Here is a 13,958-nt window from a genome sequence, read left to right on the forward strand (position 1 = left end):
ATAGCTCTTTTATAATCATTCAAAACAACGATTATTGGAGCCGTTATTGACGGTGATATGCAGCTTTACTAAGGAGGGTCAAGAGCGGCGCAAGCTGCCGGACCATCACGTTTTTCCAAACCGCCGAGGATTTCCCGATGTTCATCGCCATGAACCGCTTCAAGGTCGTCAAGGGGGAGGAGGAGGCCTTCGAGACGGTCTGGTCCTCGCGCAAGACCCGCCTCGACGAGATGCAGGGCTTCATCGCCTTCCATCTGCTCAAGGGCCCGGAGAAGGAGGACCACACCCTCTACTCCTCGCACACCACCTGGGCCTCGAAGGACGATTTCACCACCTGGACCAAGTCGGACCAGTTCCGCGAGTCGCACCGCAATGCCGGCCAGCCGCGGCCGACGCCGCTCTATCTCGGCCACCCCGAATTCGAGGGCTTCGAGACGATCCTGACCGAGCACAACCCGCATCTGCCGCGCCAGGCGGCCGAGTGAGAGGCTGATCACGATGTCGCTCGCTGAGACATTGACCCCGGCCGCTCCAGCCGAAGCCATGGAGAAGGTCAGGGCAGCGCTCGCCGCCAAGCCGGACGGGGTGATCGAGGCCGTCGCACGCGAGCACGGCGTCTCGACGCTGGCCGTGCTCGAGGCGACGCCGGAAGAGCAGCGCCGCTTCGTTGCGGCGGAGCGCTTCGGGGCGCTCTGGCAGGAACTGTCGACCTGGGGCACAGTGCTCTTCATCGTGCACACGCCCGACATCGTGCTCGAATGCGAGGGCTCGCTGCCGGTCGGCTCCTTCGGCCATGGCTACTACAATATCCATGGCGACAGCCCGATCGGTGGCCATATCAAGGCCGGCAACTGCCAGGCGATCTACCTGGTCGACCGGCTGTTCCACGGCCGCCGCTCCTGCTCGGTGCAATTCTTCAATGGCGCCGGCGAGGCGATGTTCAAGGTCTTCGTCCGCCGCAATGCGGCGCGCGAGCTTCTGCCCGACCAAGTCGCACGCTTCGAAGCGCTAAAGCGCGATTTCGCCTGAGATCGACCGACTTCGACGGCCAACCAAGCCATCAGAGCCTCCGCCCTCCGGCGGAGGCTTTCTTGTCAGGTCCCGGACGCATGGCCGCAGGCGCATAACTGACAAATGACGTCAATCGCCACGCTTCCGCCACAAGCACCACCATATCGGGTGAGCGGGGCCTGAGATATCGCGAAAGATCGAGAATTTACCAAGCGTTAACCATAGAAGCGCAGCTTTCTGCCTGCGGAGAAAAGTGACGTGATCGACACCGTTGATCGCGCACGGCCTCCGACAGGTGAGCGCCACGGCCGGCCGGCCGGCGCAGACGGCCTGCCCGAGACTCCGGCTGAGGACGCTGCGATGGCGGCACAGCTCGCCCTGACACGGGTCAGCCTCGCCAAGGACCTGATCGGGCCGGCGTCGAGCGCAGCCAGTCCCAAAGCAGGGCTGTCATCGCTCGCCAAGCACGCGGGTTTCCGCAACGGGGCGATGCTGGCGCTACGCTTCGTGCAGGCGCGCCTCCTGTCGGTTTGGGGGCTGCTGCTGGCTGCTGCGCTGTGTCCACCCAAGGTCTTCGCCGACTTCGCGATCTTCGCGGCCCTGGCGAACCTGGCTTCGATCGCCGTCCTGTTGCGGTTCGAGGCGGTGTTCTTCCAGAACAACGACCGGCTGCGGCTCGGCCGGGCCTTCCGCCTTGCAGTCGCCACCGGCACCATCTTTCTCGCCGGGGCCGTGATCGCGGTCCTGTTAGCGGCGGCGCAGGGCTGGATCCTGCGCGGCTTCGGCGCGCTGTTCCTGATCTCGCTGGCGAGCCGGGCGGCGATCAGGCTGCTACTGGCCGAAGCCACGGCGGAAGGCGACTTCGCCACGATCGGCAACACCAATATCGCCCAGGCGCTGCTCCAGCCCGGGATGATGATCCTGCTGATCTGGCCGCTCGGACCGGTATCTCTGGCCCTGTTCGCCGCCGACGCGTTCGGCCACGCCGTCGCGGCCTGCTATCTCGCCTGGCGCCGACGCGGCTCGCTGCTGCGCCTGATGCACCCCGCGCGTTGGTCACTGACCGAGCTGATCATGGCAGGCTGGCAATGGCGCAGCTCGCCGACTTTCCTCCTGCCCTCGGCACTGCTCTCCTTCGGCTTCTCGGCGGCGCCGCTGCTGGCGCTGCCGATGTCGAGCAACCCGGTGCTGGCTGCCCATGTCGCCTTGGCGACGCGCCTGCTCGACATGCCGGCGCAGATGTTCGGCGCGGTGACGACGCCGCTGGTGATGAGCAATCTGCGCAGGCATCGCGGCCACGATCAGCAGAAGCGAGCCCGCCTCGTCACCCTGGGGATGGTGGCCATCGTGGCGACGCTCTTCACTGCGATCGCCTTCGTTGCCGTAAGCACCGACGAATTGCTCCTGAGCGGCACCAAATGGGACGGCATCGGCGAGGTGATGGCGATCATGGCGCTGTTCTATGGCAGCGGCGCGCTCGCCGGCCCCTTGCAGGAAATGGGCGCCTTCTCATCGCGCCCGCATAGCCAGATGACGGCCAATGCGGTGGCGCTGGCCGCCGCGGCGATCGTGATCTGGGGGTTCGGCAGCCTGTCGCCGGCCCTGCTCGCGGTGATCGGGTTGATCTCGCTGGGGCGCCTGCTGCTGCATTTGCGCCTGACGTGGACCGCGATCGGCGACCAGCGGGTGGCGAGCGCAAGCTAGCGTCGGCTATTCCCGCCGGATCAGCCGGTCGGCGAGCAGCGAGGAGAAGAAGCCCGGCTTGAATTCGCGTTCGAGCCGTTCGGGATCGTACTCCTTCGCCACCCAGTCGAGGAACGGCGTGCCCTTGCTGGCGCCCTCGCGGGCATAGGTCTCGAAGAAGGCGTCGAGGATGCCGGTCTTGGCGAAGCGGAAATGGCCATAGCGCAGCGAGAGCTCGGCCATCGCCTCCGCGAGGGGCCGCTTCTCGTGGATCAGCAGATAGAGCGCAGCAAAGAAACCGGCCCGGTCGGCGCCGGATTTGCAGTGCACCAGCGCCGGGATCTGCAGTTCGGCGAAGAAGGCGGGGGCAGCAAGAAGGGTGTCGCGGTCCGGCGCGCCGCGCGAACGCAGGACGAATTCGACCAACGAGATGCCGTGGCGCTCGCAGGCCTCCTTCTGCAGCGGCCAGGCGCCGTGCTCGCGGCCGCCACGCAGGTTGACGATCGTCTTCACGCCCTGGCGGGCGAACCAGGCGATATCGGTCGGCGCCGGCTGGGCAGCGCGCCAGAGCTGCGGAGTGATGCGGTGCGCATTGAGATAGACGAGCCGGAAGATGCCATGGTCGGCCAGCAGCATGTTGGCCCAGGCGCGCGCGCGATCGAGCCGGCCGCGCAAGGGACGGTCCCAGCGCGCGATCCGCGCCATGCGCCTCGCATAGCGGTCTTCCGGCCGCCGCCAGTGGTTCAGCATGGGATCGCACATGTCATGCCGGCCCGATAGCAGCGGGAGGCGTGCTGCGCAAATCGGTAACTCCGACTAAAAGCCGGGCTTGGCCTTTGCGTCGCAACCGCGCATAACACCGCCGAAGTTTTGTCATCGACAGGTCAGGTACATGCGGCTCGACGCCATCGCCATCGGCAAGAATCCCCCGGACGAAGTCAACGTCGTCATCGAAGTCGCGATCGGCGGCGAACCGATCAAATACGAGATGGACAAGGAAGCCGGCACGCTCTTCGTCGATCGCTTCCTCTATACGCCGATGCGCTACCCCGGGAATTACGGCTTCATCCCGCATACGCTGTCGGAAGACGGCGACCCTTGCGACGTGCTCGTCGCCAATACCCGCCCGCTGGTGCCGGGCTCTTACATCGCGGTCCGCCCGATCGGCGTGATGATGATGGAGGACGAGGGTGGCGGGGACGAGAAGATCATCGCCGTGCCGGTTCCCAAGCTGACCAAGCGCTACGAGAACGTCACGAACTACACCGATCTGCCGCAGATCACGCTCGACCAGATCCAGCACTTCTTCGAGCACTACAAGGACCTGGAACCCGGCAAGTGGGTGAAGCTCACCGGCTGGGGCGACGCCGCCAAGGCCAAGCAGCTGATCGTCGAGGCGATCGAGCGGGCCAAAAAGGCCAAGTCGGTCTGATCCCCCGTCATTGAGAAACTCGCCATGGCCGGGCTCGTCCCGACCATGGCGTTCGGCATTTGCTACTTCTTCAGCAGCCGCTCGATCTCAGCCCGCAATTGCGGGCCGAGGTCGCCGCGCTCCAGCGCATAGGCGACATTGGCGCTGAGGAAGCCGATCTTCGAGCCGGTGTCGTAGATGTCGCCGTCGAAGCGCACGGCGAAGAATTTTTCCTGCTGCGCCAGCGCGATCATCGAATCCGTGAGCTGGATCTCATTGCCGGCCCCCTTCTCCTGCTTGGCGAGCAGATCGAAGATCGTCGGCTGCAGGATGTAGCGGCCGGTGATGTGCAGGTTCGACGGCGCCGTGCCCTTCGGCGGCTTCTCGACCATCTTGCTGATCTGCGAGACCTTGGCCTTGGCATCGGCGACGCCGACGATGCCGTATTGATGGGTCTGATCATCAGGCACCGGTGCCACGGCGATGTGGTTACCGCCATGCTCCTCATAGGCCGCGATCATCTCGGCGAGACAGCCCTTGCCGCTGGTATGATGCAGCATATCCGGCAGCAGCAGCGCGAACGGCTCGTCGCCGACGATGTCGCGCGCGCACCAGACGGCGTGACCGAGGCCGAGCGGCGCCTGCTGGCGGGTGAAGCTCGCGGTGCCGGCTGCCGGCAGATCGTGCTTGAGCGCGTCGAGCTCCTTCACCTTGCCGCGCTTGGCCAGCGTATCGTCGAGCTCGTAGGCCATGTCGAAATGGTCCTCGATCACGGCCTTGTTGCGGCCTGTGACGAAGACGAAATGCTCGATCCCGGCTGCACGCGCCTCGTCGACCACATGCTGGACCACCGGCCGGTCGACGATGGTCAGCATCTCCTTCGGGATCGCCTTGGTGGCAGGCAGGAAACGAGTGCCGAGACCAGCGACGGGAAAGACCGCTTTGCGGATTTTCTTGATCATGCGCGTCCATCTCGCGCGCCCTGCGGCGCGCGCCTGCTGAGGTCGGAGGGCTGCGGGAGAGCCGGCTTCGCCCGATTCATGCCGGCTGCTAAAGGCTGGCCCGCGATTCTGGCGAAAGCCGGGCCGGCCCAATTCTCGAATACCAGTCGGGCCTTGCCGACACGTCAATGCTTTTCCGGCATTCTGGCAGTTCTGCCGCCCTGGCCATCATTCTTGCATGGGTTCACCCGAGCGGCGCCCGAGATTAGCCATGTGCACCGGACAGGCTGGATCGAACTGTCGTGATTCCGGATTATGCCGGTCACGTGACGAGGAGACGAAGATGGCGATTCTGGTTTCAGGCGGCGCGGGCTATATCGGCAGCCATATGGTCCTCGAGCTTTTGGACCGTGGCGAAAAGGTCGTCGTGCTCGACGATCTCTCGACCGGCTTCTGGTGGGCTGTGCCGCAGGAAGCGACCCTGGTGCGCGGCGACATGGGCGACCAGGCCCTGGTCGAGCGCACCATCGCCGAGCATGGCATCAGCGAGATCGCGCATTTCGCCGCGAAGATCGTCGTGCCGGACTCCGTATCGGACCCGCTCGGCTACTACTACAACAACACCGTCAAGACGCGCGCTTTGCTGGAGAGCGCCGTACGCGGCGGCGTCAAGCATGTGATCTTCTCCTCGACCGCTGCCGTCTATGGCGAGCCGCCGGTCTCGCCGGTGCCGGAAGAGATCGCCCTCAATCCGATCAACCCCTATGGCCGCTCCAAGCTGATGAGCGAATGGATGCTCGGCGATGTCGCCCGCGCCCATGGCCTCACTTACGTCGCGCTGCGCTATTTCAACGTCGCCGGTGCCGATCCCAGGGGCCGCTCCGGCCAGTCCAGCGCCACCGCTACCCATCTGATCAAGGTCGCGAGCCAAGCGGCGCTCGGCCAGCGCGCCGGGCTCGACATCTTCGGCACCGACTACGCGACACCCGACGGCACCTGCGTGCGCGACTACATCCACGTCACCGATCTCGCCCGCGCCCATCTCGCCGCGCTCGATCATCTGCGCGCCGGTGGCGAGAATCTGACGCTGAACTGCGGCTATGGCCGCGGCTACTCGGTCAAGGAAGTCGTCGAGGTGGTGAAAGAGATCTCGGGCGTCGATTTCCCCGTCCGGCTCTCGCCGCGCCGCGCTGGCGACCCGGCTGCGCTCGTCGCCAAGGCCGATCGCATCCGCGCCGAGCTCGGCTGGCAGCCCGAACATGACGACCTCTCCGAGATCGTCACCCAGGCGCTGGCCTGGGAAGACAGTCTGCGCAAGCGCAATGCGAGCTGATTGCTTCCTAGCCTGATCGAGGCTCGCGATCTCCTCATCGTCGTCCCGGGCGACCGGAGGGAGACCCGGGACCCATGCCGGGACCTTTATCGGTAAGGCTCAGGAATGGATCCCGGATCTCCGCTTCGCTCCGTCCGGAATGACCCGATAAAATACCTATCAGGCGATTCAGGGAGATTTGGCACGGCGTTAACCCATGGTTAACCTCAATCGGGCGCTGTGGTGGAAAGACCCTGCGACCGAGCCAGAGGAGCCACCATGCGCCCCGTCACCGTTCTCGCCTTCGCCGTGGCGCTCGGCCTCGGGCCGGCGCTTGCGCAGACGACGGGTTCGATCAATCCGGCGCGGGCGCAGACCCCCAAGCCCGAGACACGGCCAGCTGCGCCGGGCCTCGACGGCTTCCTGAAGACGCTCTGGCCGATGGCGCAGGCGCGCGGCATCTCGCGCAAGACCTTCGACCTCGCCTTCCAGGGCGTGACGCCAGACCCCTCGATTGTCGTGCTCACCCGCAAGCAGTCGGAATTCGTCGCGCCGATCTGGAGCTATCTCAACAGCGCCGTCGGCGGCGGCCGCATCTCGCGCGGCCGCGAGATGCTCGACGCCCATGCCAGCGTGCTGGCGCAGGCCGAATCCCGCTATGGCGTGCCCAGGGAGATCATCCTCGGCATCTGGGGGATGGAAACCAATTACGGCTCGTTCAAGGGCGACAAGGACGTGATCCGCTCGCTCGCGACGCTGGCGAACATCCGCTATCGTGGCGACTTCTTCCGCGACGAGCTCCTGACCGCACTGGAACTGATCGAGAAGGGCTATGTCGAGCGCAGCGAGCTGCGCGGTTCCTGGGCCGGCGCGATGGGCCACACCCAGTTCATGCCGTCGAGCTACATGAAATACGCGGTCGACCAGACCGGCGACGGCCATGCCGATATCTGGACCTCGACCAGCGACGCCATTGCCTCGACCGCCAACTATCTCAAGGGCTATGGCTGGACCCCCGGCCTGCCCTGGGGCATCGAGGTCGTGGTACCCGAGGGCTTCGACCACAATCTCTACCGCGCCAGCTTCTCGTCCTTCCGCTCGGCCGGGGTGCGCCGCGCCGATGGCGGCTCGCTACCCTCCTCCGGCGAGGCCAGGCTGTTCTACCCGGCCGGCCATACCGGCCCGGCCTTGCTGCTGACCGCAAATTTCGACGTCATCAAGAAATACAATTCCTCCGACGCCTATGCCCTCGCCGTCGGCCATCTCGGCGACCGGATCGTCGGCCGGCCGGCCTTGCAGGGCGACTGGCCGGTCAAGGCGCCGCGCCTCGACAAGGCGGGGATCACCGATGTCCAGCGCCGGCTGAAGGGCTTAGGCCTCTACAATCACGACGCCGACGGACGCATCGGCACCGGTACACGCGAGGCTGTCAGGCAGTACCAGCTGCGCGTCGGCATGCTCGCCGACGGCTATCCGACCCCGGCGCTGCTGACGCGGATGAAGGCGCCCCGCTGACGAAGCGGGCAATCGCGACTATATTGCCCTCGGCGCCAACGTCCGACCGGCGCCGATCGAGAGCACGATGCGCCCGCGTTCGCTCTTTATGGTTCTGGCAGCAGCCGTCATCCTGCTCGTGACCGGCGGGCCGGTTTCGATCGCCCAGAACCCGGTTCCCCCTGGCCGGATACCGCAGGCACCGCCGCAGGGCCGCAGCCTGTTCAACATGTTCTGGCAGATTCCCGAGAAGCCTACGGCTCAACCGCGGTTACAGCGGCAGCGTGTCGCCCCAGTCCAGCAACGGCGGGCACCGACACGCGTGGTCGTCCGCGACGATCCCGTGATCCCCAAGGTCGACGTCAACCACCATGTCCTGGTCATCGGCGACACGCTCGCCGGGCAGATCGCCGAAGGGCTGGAAGACAGCCTGCAGGACCGAGCCGATGTCGCCGTGGTGAGCAAGGCCAAGGCCGATAGCGGCCTGGTGCGTACCGACTTCTACGACTGGCCGAAGGCAGCCGGCGAACTCCTGGCAGCGGATGCCAAGGTCATGGTCGGCGTCGTCGTGCTCGGGCCGAACGACCGCCAGGTGATCCGCGAGGGCGAGATCACCCATGAGCCGCTGAGCGAACGCTGGCTCCAGCTCTACAAGGCACGGATCGAGGCCGTCGCCGCTGCCTTCAGCGCCAAACGCGTGCCGCTGATCTGGGTCGGCGCGCCGGCGATGCAGAATGCCCGCCTCTCGGCCGATCTGACCACGCTGAACGACCTCTTCCGCAAGGGCGCCGAGGCGGCCGGCGGGGAGTTCGTCGACCTCTGGGGCGCCTATGTCGACAGTGAAAATCGTTATGCCGCCATGGGACCGGACGTGAACGGTCAGGTCGCCCGGCTTCGGCTCGGCGACGGCGTCCATTTCACCAAGGCCGGCGCCCGCAAGGCCGCCCACTTTGTCGACGTCGTCATCCGCCGTATCCTGGAGAAGACGCCGACGCAGAACGTCATCGCCCTGCCTGTTCCTCCGGAGGCAGAGGGCACGCCGGCACCGCCGCCGCAGCCACAGCCGATGGATGTCGAGCGCCTGATCGACCGCATGGTCAGCGGCGCGCCGACCGATCTCCCTCTCGTGCCGGTGGTCCCGCCCAGACCGCTCGCAGGCCCGATCCTGCCCTTGACCGGGGCGGTCTCCCCGGGCGGCGATGCGGCGCTGATCGCCTCGATCCAGGAAGCGCGCGGCCGCGGCGATGTCGCAGTTGGGCTCGATCGCGTCTTCGGCCAGGGCATCGCGCCGGAACCGCGCCCCGGCCGCGCCGACGATTTCCGCTGGCCGCGGACGAACTGAGACGACCTCAAGCCAGCTGAAAGCGCTCGAAGCGCTGCATCTCCTCGTCGACCTGCCGCTTCAGCTCGGGCGACGGCTGCGGCTCCAGCCAGGTCCATTGCTGCACCAAGAGCTTGCGCGCCGCGCGGTCGGTCTTGAGGTCGGCGACGGCGACGATGCGATCGCCCGCCAGCACCGGCAGGCCGAAATAGCCGAAGACGCGCTTCTCCTTCGGCAGATAGGCCTCGAAGAGATGGTCATAGCCGAAGAACAGCTTCAGCCGCTTGCGTTGGATGATCAGCGGATCGAAGGGCGAGAGGATGTGGATCAGGCTGTCGTCGGCCGGCCCGGCTGGTTCCAGCACCGCCGGCATCGCCCAGTGTGGTGTCTTGTCCGCGCCCTCGATCGCGACCGGCACCAGCTCCTTGCGCCTGATGCGCCCGGCGATCAGCTCGGCGATCGCCTTTTTGCTGGGCGCATCGAGATGGCAGATCGAATCCAGGCTGACGATGCCTTGAGCGCACAGCGCCCGGTCGAGCTTGTAGGCCGCGACCTGGCGTTCGGACGCCGGCGCCGGCTGCTTTTCCCAGCCGAAATGCCGGTCGATCAGCTCATAGGTCTTGAGCATGCCGGAGCGGGCGGAGATCGCGAGCTCGCCATCGTAGAAGGCGCGCTCGAGCAGGCCTTTCGACGGTTTCTTGCTGGCCCAGAGATGCGTCTTCTCGACCAGCACGTCGGTGTCGATATCGCGGATGGTGAGGGCGCCGTCCTTGCGGATACGACGCAGCAGCTTGCGCGTCTCCTCGCGGCTACCGACCGAGGCCCAGCGCTTGGGCTCGGCGCGGTGCGCCTTCATCGCCGGCAGGAAATAGCGGAGATCGGCAGTCGGCACATAGGACAGCGCATGCGTCCAGTACTCGAACACCGCCTTGTCCTGCGACTGCGCCTGCGCGAGATCGTCGCGGCGATAATCGGGGATCCTGCTGTAGAGAATGTGGTGATGGCAGCGCTCGACCACGTTGATCGTGTCGATCTGGACATAGCCAAGATGGGCGACGGCTGCGGTCGCCGCTTCCGGGCCAGCGCCGAAGGGCTCGCGCATGTCGAGCTTCTGGGCCTTGAGCCAGATCCGGCGCGCTTCCGCCTTGTCGAGCTTCAGGATCTTTCGCGGTCGCGTCGCCATGAGAGCAAGCTAGCGACGGTATCGCCAAAGGTTAAGGCACGCAGCCGCCATCTGCTGACATATCATGGCGGTGGTCTTCGTCGATTCAGCCAGTTGCCGACAGCGCCTCCGCCAGCGCCTCCGGCGTCAACTCTGCCAGCCCCATCTGGGCCTTGAACGCCCGGGTCTTCTCGCCGGGCTTCATCACCAGGATCACCGTCTCGGTGCCCGGGCAGGCGGGATCGGCGCAGAGGATCTCGTTGACGGCGATCACGGCGTTCTCAGGCAGGCCGAGCAGCTCGCGCACCTGCCGCTTGACCCGCGCCGCGGCATCCGCGCCGCCGGCCTCGCGCTTGTCCTTGCCGAACAGGCCGAAGCGCATCGCCGCTCAGCCGCCCGGCAGGGTCAGCACGCCGGCCACACCATCCTCGGTGCCGAAGGCGAGGCGCTTGCCGAGCTTGTCCCAGGCAAAGGCGGTGATGCCGCTGCCGCGTTCTGCCGGCCGCACCAAGAGCTCCGAGGCATCGGTCAGGCGGATCATCAGAACGCAGCCATCATCGTAGCCCACCGCCAGCACCAGCGCCTTGGGATGGAAGGCGACGCGGGTGACCTTGGCGTGACGCGCGCCGCATTCGCGCGGCGCCTTGCCGGTCGGCCCCTCGCCCTGAAACGGCCAGACGATCGCGGCATCCGCGCCGCTGGACGCGAGCCAGAGCCCGTCATGCGACCAGGACAGCGAGCGGGGCTTGGCCGGGTAGCCGGTCATGCGCATATGGCTCGGCTTCTCGCCGAGGCGCCAGCCATGCAGCGCGTTCTCCTGCATGGAGGTAACCACGAAGCGCCCGTCAGGCGACCAGGTCACGTCGAGATGCGAGCCCTTCCATTCCAGGAAATCGGGCTTGGCTTCGGTGTTCGGGTACCAAAGCAGCACGCCGTTCATCTGGGCGATGGCGAGGCGATAGCCCTTCGGCGCCAGGCTAAGACCCTGCGGCGTCGAGGCAACCTCAATCGACCGGATCCTGCCCTTGTCGTCGCGGGCGTGGACATCGCGGCCGCTGTTCCAGGCGATGCTGCCGGAAGACGATACGGTGACGGCATCGATCCAGCGCCGCTTCGGATCGCGGGCGATCTCTTCAGGCGCGCCCTCGGCCGATATCGCGACGACGCGACCGTCATCGCCGCCGGTGATCAGACGCGTGCTGTCCGAGGCTACGCAGAGCACGCCGCCGCCATGCGCCTCGATGCTCTCGGTCTCGCCATCGCGCCAACGCAGCACCCGCCCGTCGGCGAGGGCGAGCGCCAGCGTCTGCTTCAGCCAGACGGCGCCGACGACATGCTCGCCGGCTTCGACGGGAACGACATGCTCGCGCAGCGAGACCGGTTTGGCGATCGAATCCATGGCTGCCGGTCTAGAGCATGTTGGGCAAAAGTGGGACCCACTTTTGCGATCGAGGCATGCGCGGCATGCTGATTTCGCCTGCGTTTCGTCAGTAGGTTCGAGGCGGAGGGAGCGCGCCCGCCCGCAAGCGATGCTGACGGGCGCGACGTCGTCAGCCCGGGTCGCTTCTATGCCGGTACGGCGACAGCAGCCTTCGACAGTTCCAGCCGAGCGGGAAGAGCTGCGGGTTGCGTGTCCGGCAGGTTGTCGATCTGCCGCTGCAGCTGGGCGATCACATGTCGGGAGAACGGGCCCAGATGCAGATAGAGCGCCATCATCATGAGCGCATAGGGCAGTGCCTGACGATTATGGACGAGACAGTCGAGCACCGTCTTCCAGAACTCGCGCCGAACGCCGCCTTTCGCGACCGTCATCTGCCAGAACAGCCGCCAGGACGATTTCAGTTCCTGCCATTCCATCGACCGGGGCAGTTCCAGCCGGCGATGGGTGCAGTCGAGCATCCGCCCGACCCGTCGAACGCGGCCGAAGAAGGCGCTGGGCGCATACACGGCCTCCAGGACGGCCTTGTAGTCCGACAGAATGGCGCGGCGCGGACGGCTGGTCACGAAATTGAGGCCGGCGGTGCATTGGTCGCCGAGCCCTTGCGTACGATCGGCATCGTCGGGAAGGACGAGGCGGCCCTCGCGGTCGAGGCGCCGCGTCAACTGCGTATTCGGCAGGGCATAGAGCAGGCCGACCATGCAGACCGGGATCGCGGTATCCTCGATGCAGTCGATCATGCCGCGTGCGACGCTGCCTTTTTCGCTGTCGAAACCGAGGATGAAACCAGCGTTCACGAAGAGCCCCGCCCGATAGATCTTGTGAACGCTCTCCGCCAGGCTGCGGCGGGTGTTCTGCTTCTTTTGCGTCAAGACCAGCGTATCGGCGTCCGGACTCTCGATTCCGACAAAAATCGTGAAGAAATTGGCTTCGCTCATCGCCTCCATCAAGGCAGGATCGTCGGCAAGATTGATCGAGGCCTCGGTCGAGAATTCGAACGGGGAGTTTTTCTCCCTCATCCAGTCCGTGAGAGCCGGTAGAAACTGCCTGAGCGCCTTCTTGTTGCCGATCAGGTTGTCGTCGACGAAATCGACATGGCCGCGATAGCCGAGCGCGTGCAGGGTATCGAGCTCGGCCATGACCTGCGCGTTGGTCTTGGTGCGCGGCACACGTCCGTAAAGCTCGATGATGTCGCAGAACTCGCAATTGAACGGGCAGCCGCGCGAGAACTGCACGCCGACATGCAGATAGTTCTTGAAGGTCAGAAGATCGAAGCGCGGCGTCGGGCTCCTGGTGACGTCGGTCTTGCCCATTTCGGCGCGGAAAACACCGCTTCTGGCGCCGCCCGTCCAGGCAGCGACGAAATCGGCCATGATCTCCTCCGCCTCCCCGAGCACCTGAAAATCCGCGGCGGCGTAGATGTCCGGCGTGGAGGTCGCGTCAGGACCTCCGACCACGACAGGCTTGCCGCGCGACCGGCACATCTCGATGACCGCCAGCGCGCCGTCCTGCTGCGGCAGCATGCCTCCGGTCATGACGAGATCGGCCCAGTCGAGATCCTGTGCGCCGAGCTCCTCAGTGTTCAGGTCGACAAGGCGGACCTCCCATGTCGTCGGCAGCAATGCGGCGACCGTGATCAGTCCCAGCGGAGCGGCGGGGTGGCGGGCTCCGGCGAGCGCGCATGTCGCCTTGTAGTTCCAGAAAGAGTTGGCGTTGAAGGCGGGGTAGATCATCAAGACCCGATTGCGGGCGGTTTGCATGCCGGCTCCTATCTGTGCGGCACGAGACGGTGCGCGCGACCGGTGATATCCGGAACGTGGGTGCTCCAACGCATCGAAGACCTCGAAGTGCGGAAGCCGATGAGGCGGCGCTTCGGACCGTCCAGCGATACGCTTGGCAAAGGCCATGCCAGAACGGCAGGGCGTCACGGCACGCGGGCTGGGCGGGTTCGACGCCGCTTCGCAGCCGAGATACAACGCGAACATTGCACGAAAATGCGGAGGGGCCTCCAGAAACTGGAGCCGTGCTCGATTCCTGTCGTGCAGGTTTGCGCCGCCGGGGCGCGGCGGCTCCAGGCCGGTTCGCGGGAATGCGATGTCCGATCCGATGCCAATGCTGGAAGCGCCGCTTCCGGCCAGGCTCGACCGTTGGCCAGCTGCAGACGGATCGAGCGGCAGCGCTCTTC

Annotated in this window: 13 protein-coding genes; 7 read left to right on the forward strand and 6 right to left on the reverse strand. The window is 65.9% G+C overall.

Translation table 11 applies throughout. The features are described from left to right. The first annotated feature begins 137 nt into the window (after nucleotides 1-137). From GV161_RS09400 to GV161_RS09410, 3 genes are all read left to right on the forward strand, one after another. Nucleotides 138-485 (forward strand): antibiotic biosynthesis monooxygenase, encoded by a 348-nt coding sequence (locus tag GV161_RS09400; protein WP_152013468.1) that lies wholly within the window; start codon nucleotides 138-140, stop codon nucleotides 483-485. A gap of 13 nt (nucleotides 486-498) precedes the next feature. Continuing rightward, complete coding sequence (hutX, locus tag GV161_RS09405) at nucleotides 499-1,029, forward strand: heme utilization cystosolic carrier protein HutX (protein WP_152013469.1); 531 nt, start codon at nucleotides 499-501, stop codon at nucleotides 1,027-1,029. Nucleotides 1,030-1,269: 240 nt separating this feature from the next. Continuing rightward, nucleotides 1,270-2,715, forward strand: coding sequence for a hypothetical protein (locus GV161_RS09410; RefSeq protein WP_152013470.1), 1,446 nt, complete (start codon nucleotides 1,270-1,272; stop codon nucleotides 2,713-2,715). Between the two features lie 6 nt (nucleotides 2,716-2,721). Here GV161_RS09410 and GV161_RS09415 read toward each other — a convergent pair whose 3' ends face one another. Next, entirely contained in the window at nucleotides 2,722-3,444 is a 723-nt protein-coding gene (locus GV161_RS09415; protein WP_152013471.1) for a sulfur transferase domain-containing protein, read from the reverse strand. A 142-nt stretch (nucleotides 3,445-3,586) separates the two neighbouring features. On the opposite strand from GV161_RS09415, the gene ppa reads away from it, so the two are divergent. Next, nucleotides 3,587-4,126 carry an inorganic diphosphatase gene (gene ppa, locus GV161_RS09420; RefSeq protein ID WP_152013472.1) on the forward strand — a complete coding sequence of 180 codons (540 nt, stop codon included), beginning with the start codon at nucleotides 3,587-3,589 and terminating at the stop codon, nucleotides 4,124-4,126. 62 nt (nucleotides 4,127-4,188) lie between these two features. Here the strand turns inward: ppa and galU are convergent, their stop codons facing one another. Beyond that, nucleotides 4,189-5,067 (reverse strand): UTP--glucose-1-phosphate uridylyltransferase GalU, encoded by an 879-nt coding sequence (gene galU / locus GV161_RS09425; protein WP_152013473.1) that lies wholly within the window; start codon nucleotides 5,065-5,067, stop codon nucleotides 4,189-4,191. A 322-nt stretch (nucleotides 5,068-5,389) separates the two neighbouring features. Here galU and galE point away from each other — a divergent pair, with 322 nt between their 5' ends. From galE to GV161_RS09440, 3 genes are all read left to right on the forward strand, one after another. After that, nucleotides 5,390-6,379: a UDP-glucose 4-epimerase GalE gene (galE, locus tag GV161_RS09430; protein WP_152013474.1), complete on the forward strand. Its 990-nt coding sequence runs from the start codon at nucleotides 5,390-5,392 to the stop codon at nucleotides 6,377-6,379. A 258-nt stretch (nucleotides 6,380-6,637) separates the two neighbouring features. Beyond that, nucleotides 6,638-7,873: a lytic murein transglycosylase gene (locus GV161_RS09435; RefSeq protein WP_152013475.1), complete on the forward strand. Its 1,236-nt coding sequence runs from the start codon at nucleotides 6,638-6,640 to the stop codon at nucleotides 7,871-7,873. 67 nt (nucleotides 7,874-7,940) lie between these two features. Further along, nucleotides 7,941-9,194, forward strand: coding sequence for an SGNH family hydrolase (locus tag GV161_RS09440; RefSeq protein WP_152013476.1), 1,254 nt, complete (start codon nucleotides 7,941-7,943; stop codon nucleotides 9,192-9,194). A gap of 7 nt (nucleotides 9,195-9,201) precedes the next feature. Here GV161_RS09440 and GV161_RS09445 read toward each other — a convergent pair whose 3' ends face one another. The 4 genes from GV161_RS09445 to GV161_RS09460 all read right to left on the reverse strand — a co-directional run bounded on the left by GV161_RS09445 (nucleotide 9,202) and on the right by GV161_RS09460 (nucleotide 13,533). Beyond that, entirely contained in the window at nucleotides 9,202-10,356 is a 1,155-nt protein-coding gene (locus tag GV161_RS09445; protein WP_152013477.1) for a crosslink repair DNA glycosylase YcaQ family protein, read from the reverse strand. A gap of 85 nt (nucleotides 10,357-10,441) precedes the next feature. Beyond that, nucleotides 10,442-10,717, reverse strand: coding sequence for a hypothetical protein (locus tag GV161_RS09450; protein WP_152013478.1), 276 nt, complete (start codon nucleotides 10,715-10,717; stop codon nucleotides 10,442-10,444). Between the two features lie 6 nt (nucleotides 10,718-10,723). Further along, complete coding sequence (locus GV161_RS09455; RefSeq protein WP_152013479.1) at nucleotides 10,724-11,734, reverse strand: WD40 repeat domain-containing protein; 1,011 nt, start codon at nucleotides 11,732-11,734, stop codon at nucleotides 10,724-10,726. A gap of 167 nt (nucleotides 11,735-11,901) precedes the next feature. Further along, the gene (locus tag GV161_RS09460; protein ID WP_201303001.1) at nucleotides 11,902-13,533 is read right to left on the reverse strand and encodes a B12-binding domain-containing radical SAM protein; all 1,632 of its coding nucleotides are present in this window, start codon (nucleotides 13,531-13,533) and stop codon (nucleotides 11,902-11,904) included. Nucleotides 13,534-13,958: the final 425 nt, after the last annotated feature.

Source organism: Bosea sp. 29B, from assembly GCF_902506165.1.
Lineage (GTDB): Bacteria > Pseudomonadota > Alphaproteobacteria > Rhizobiales > Beijerinckiaceae > Allobosea.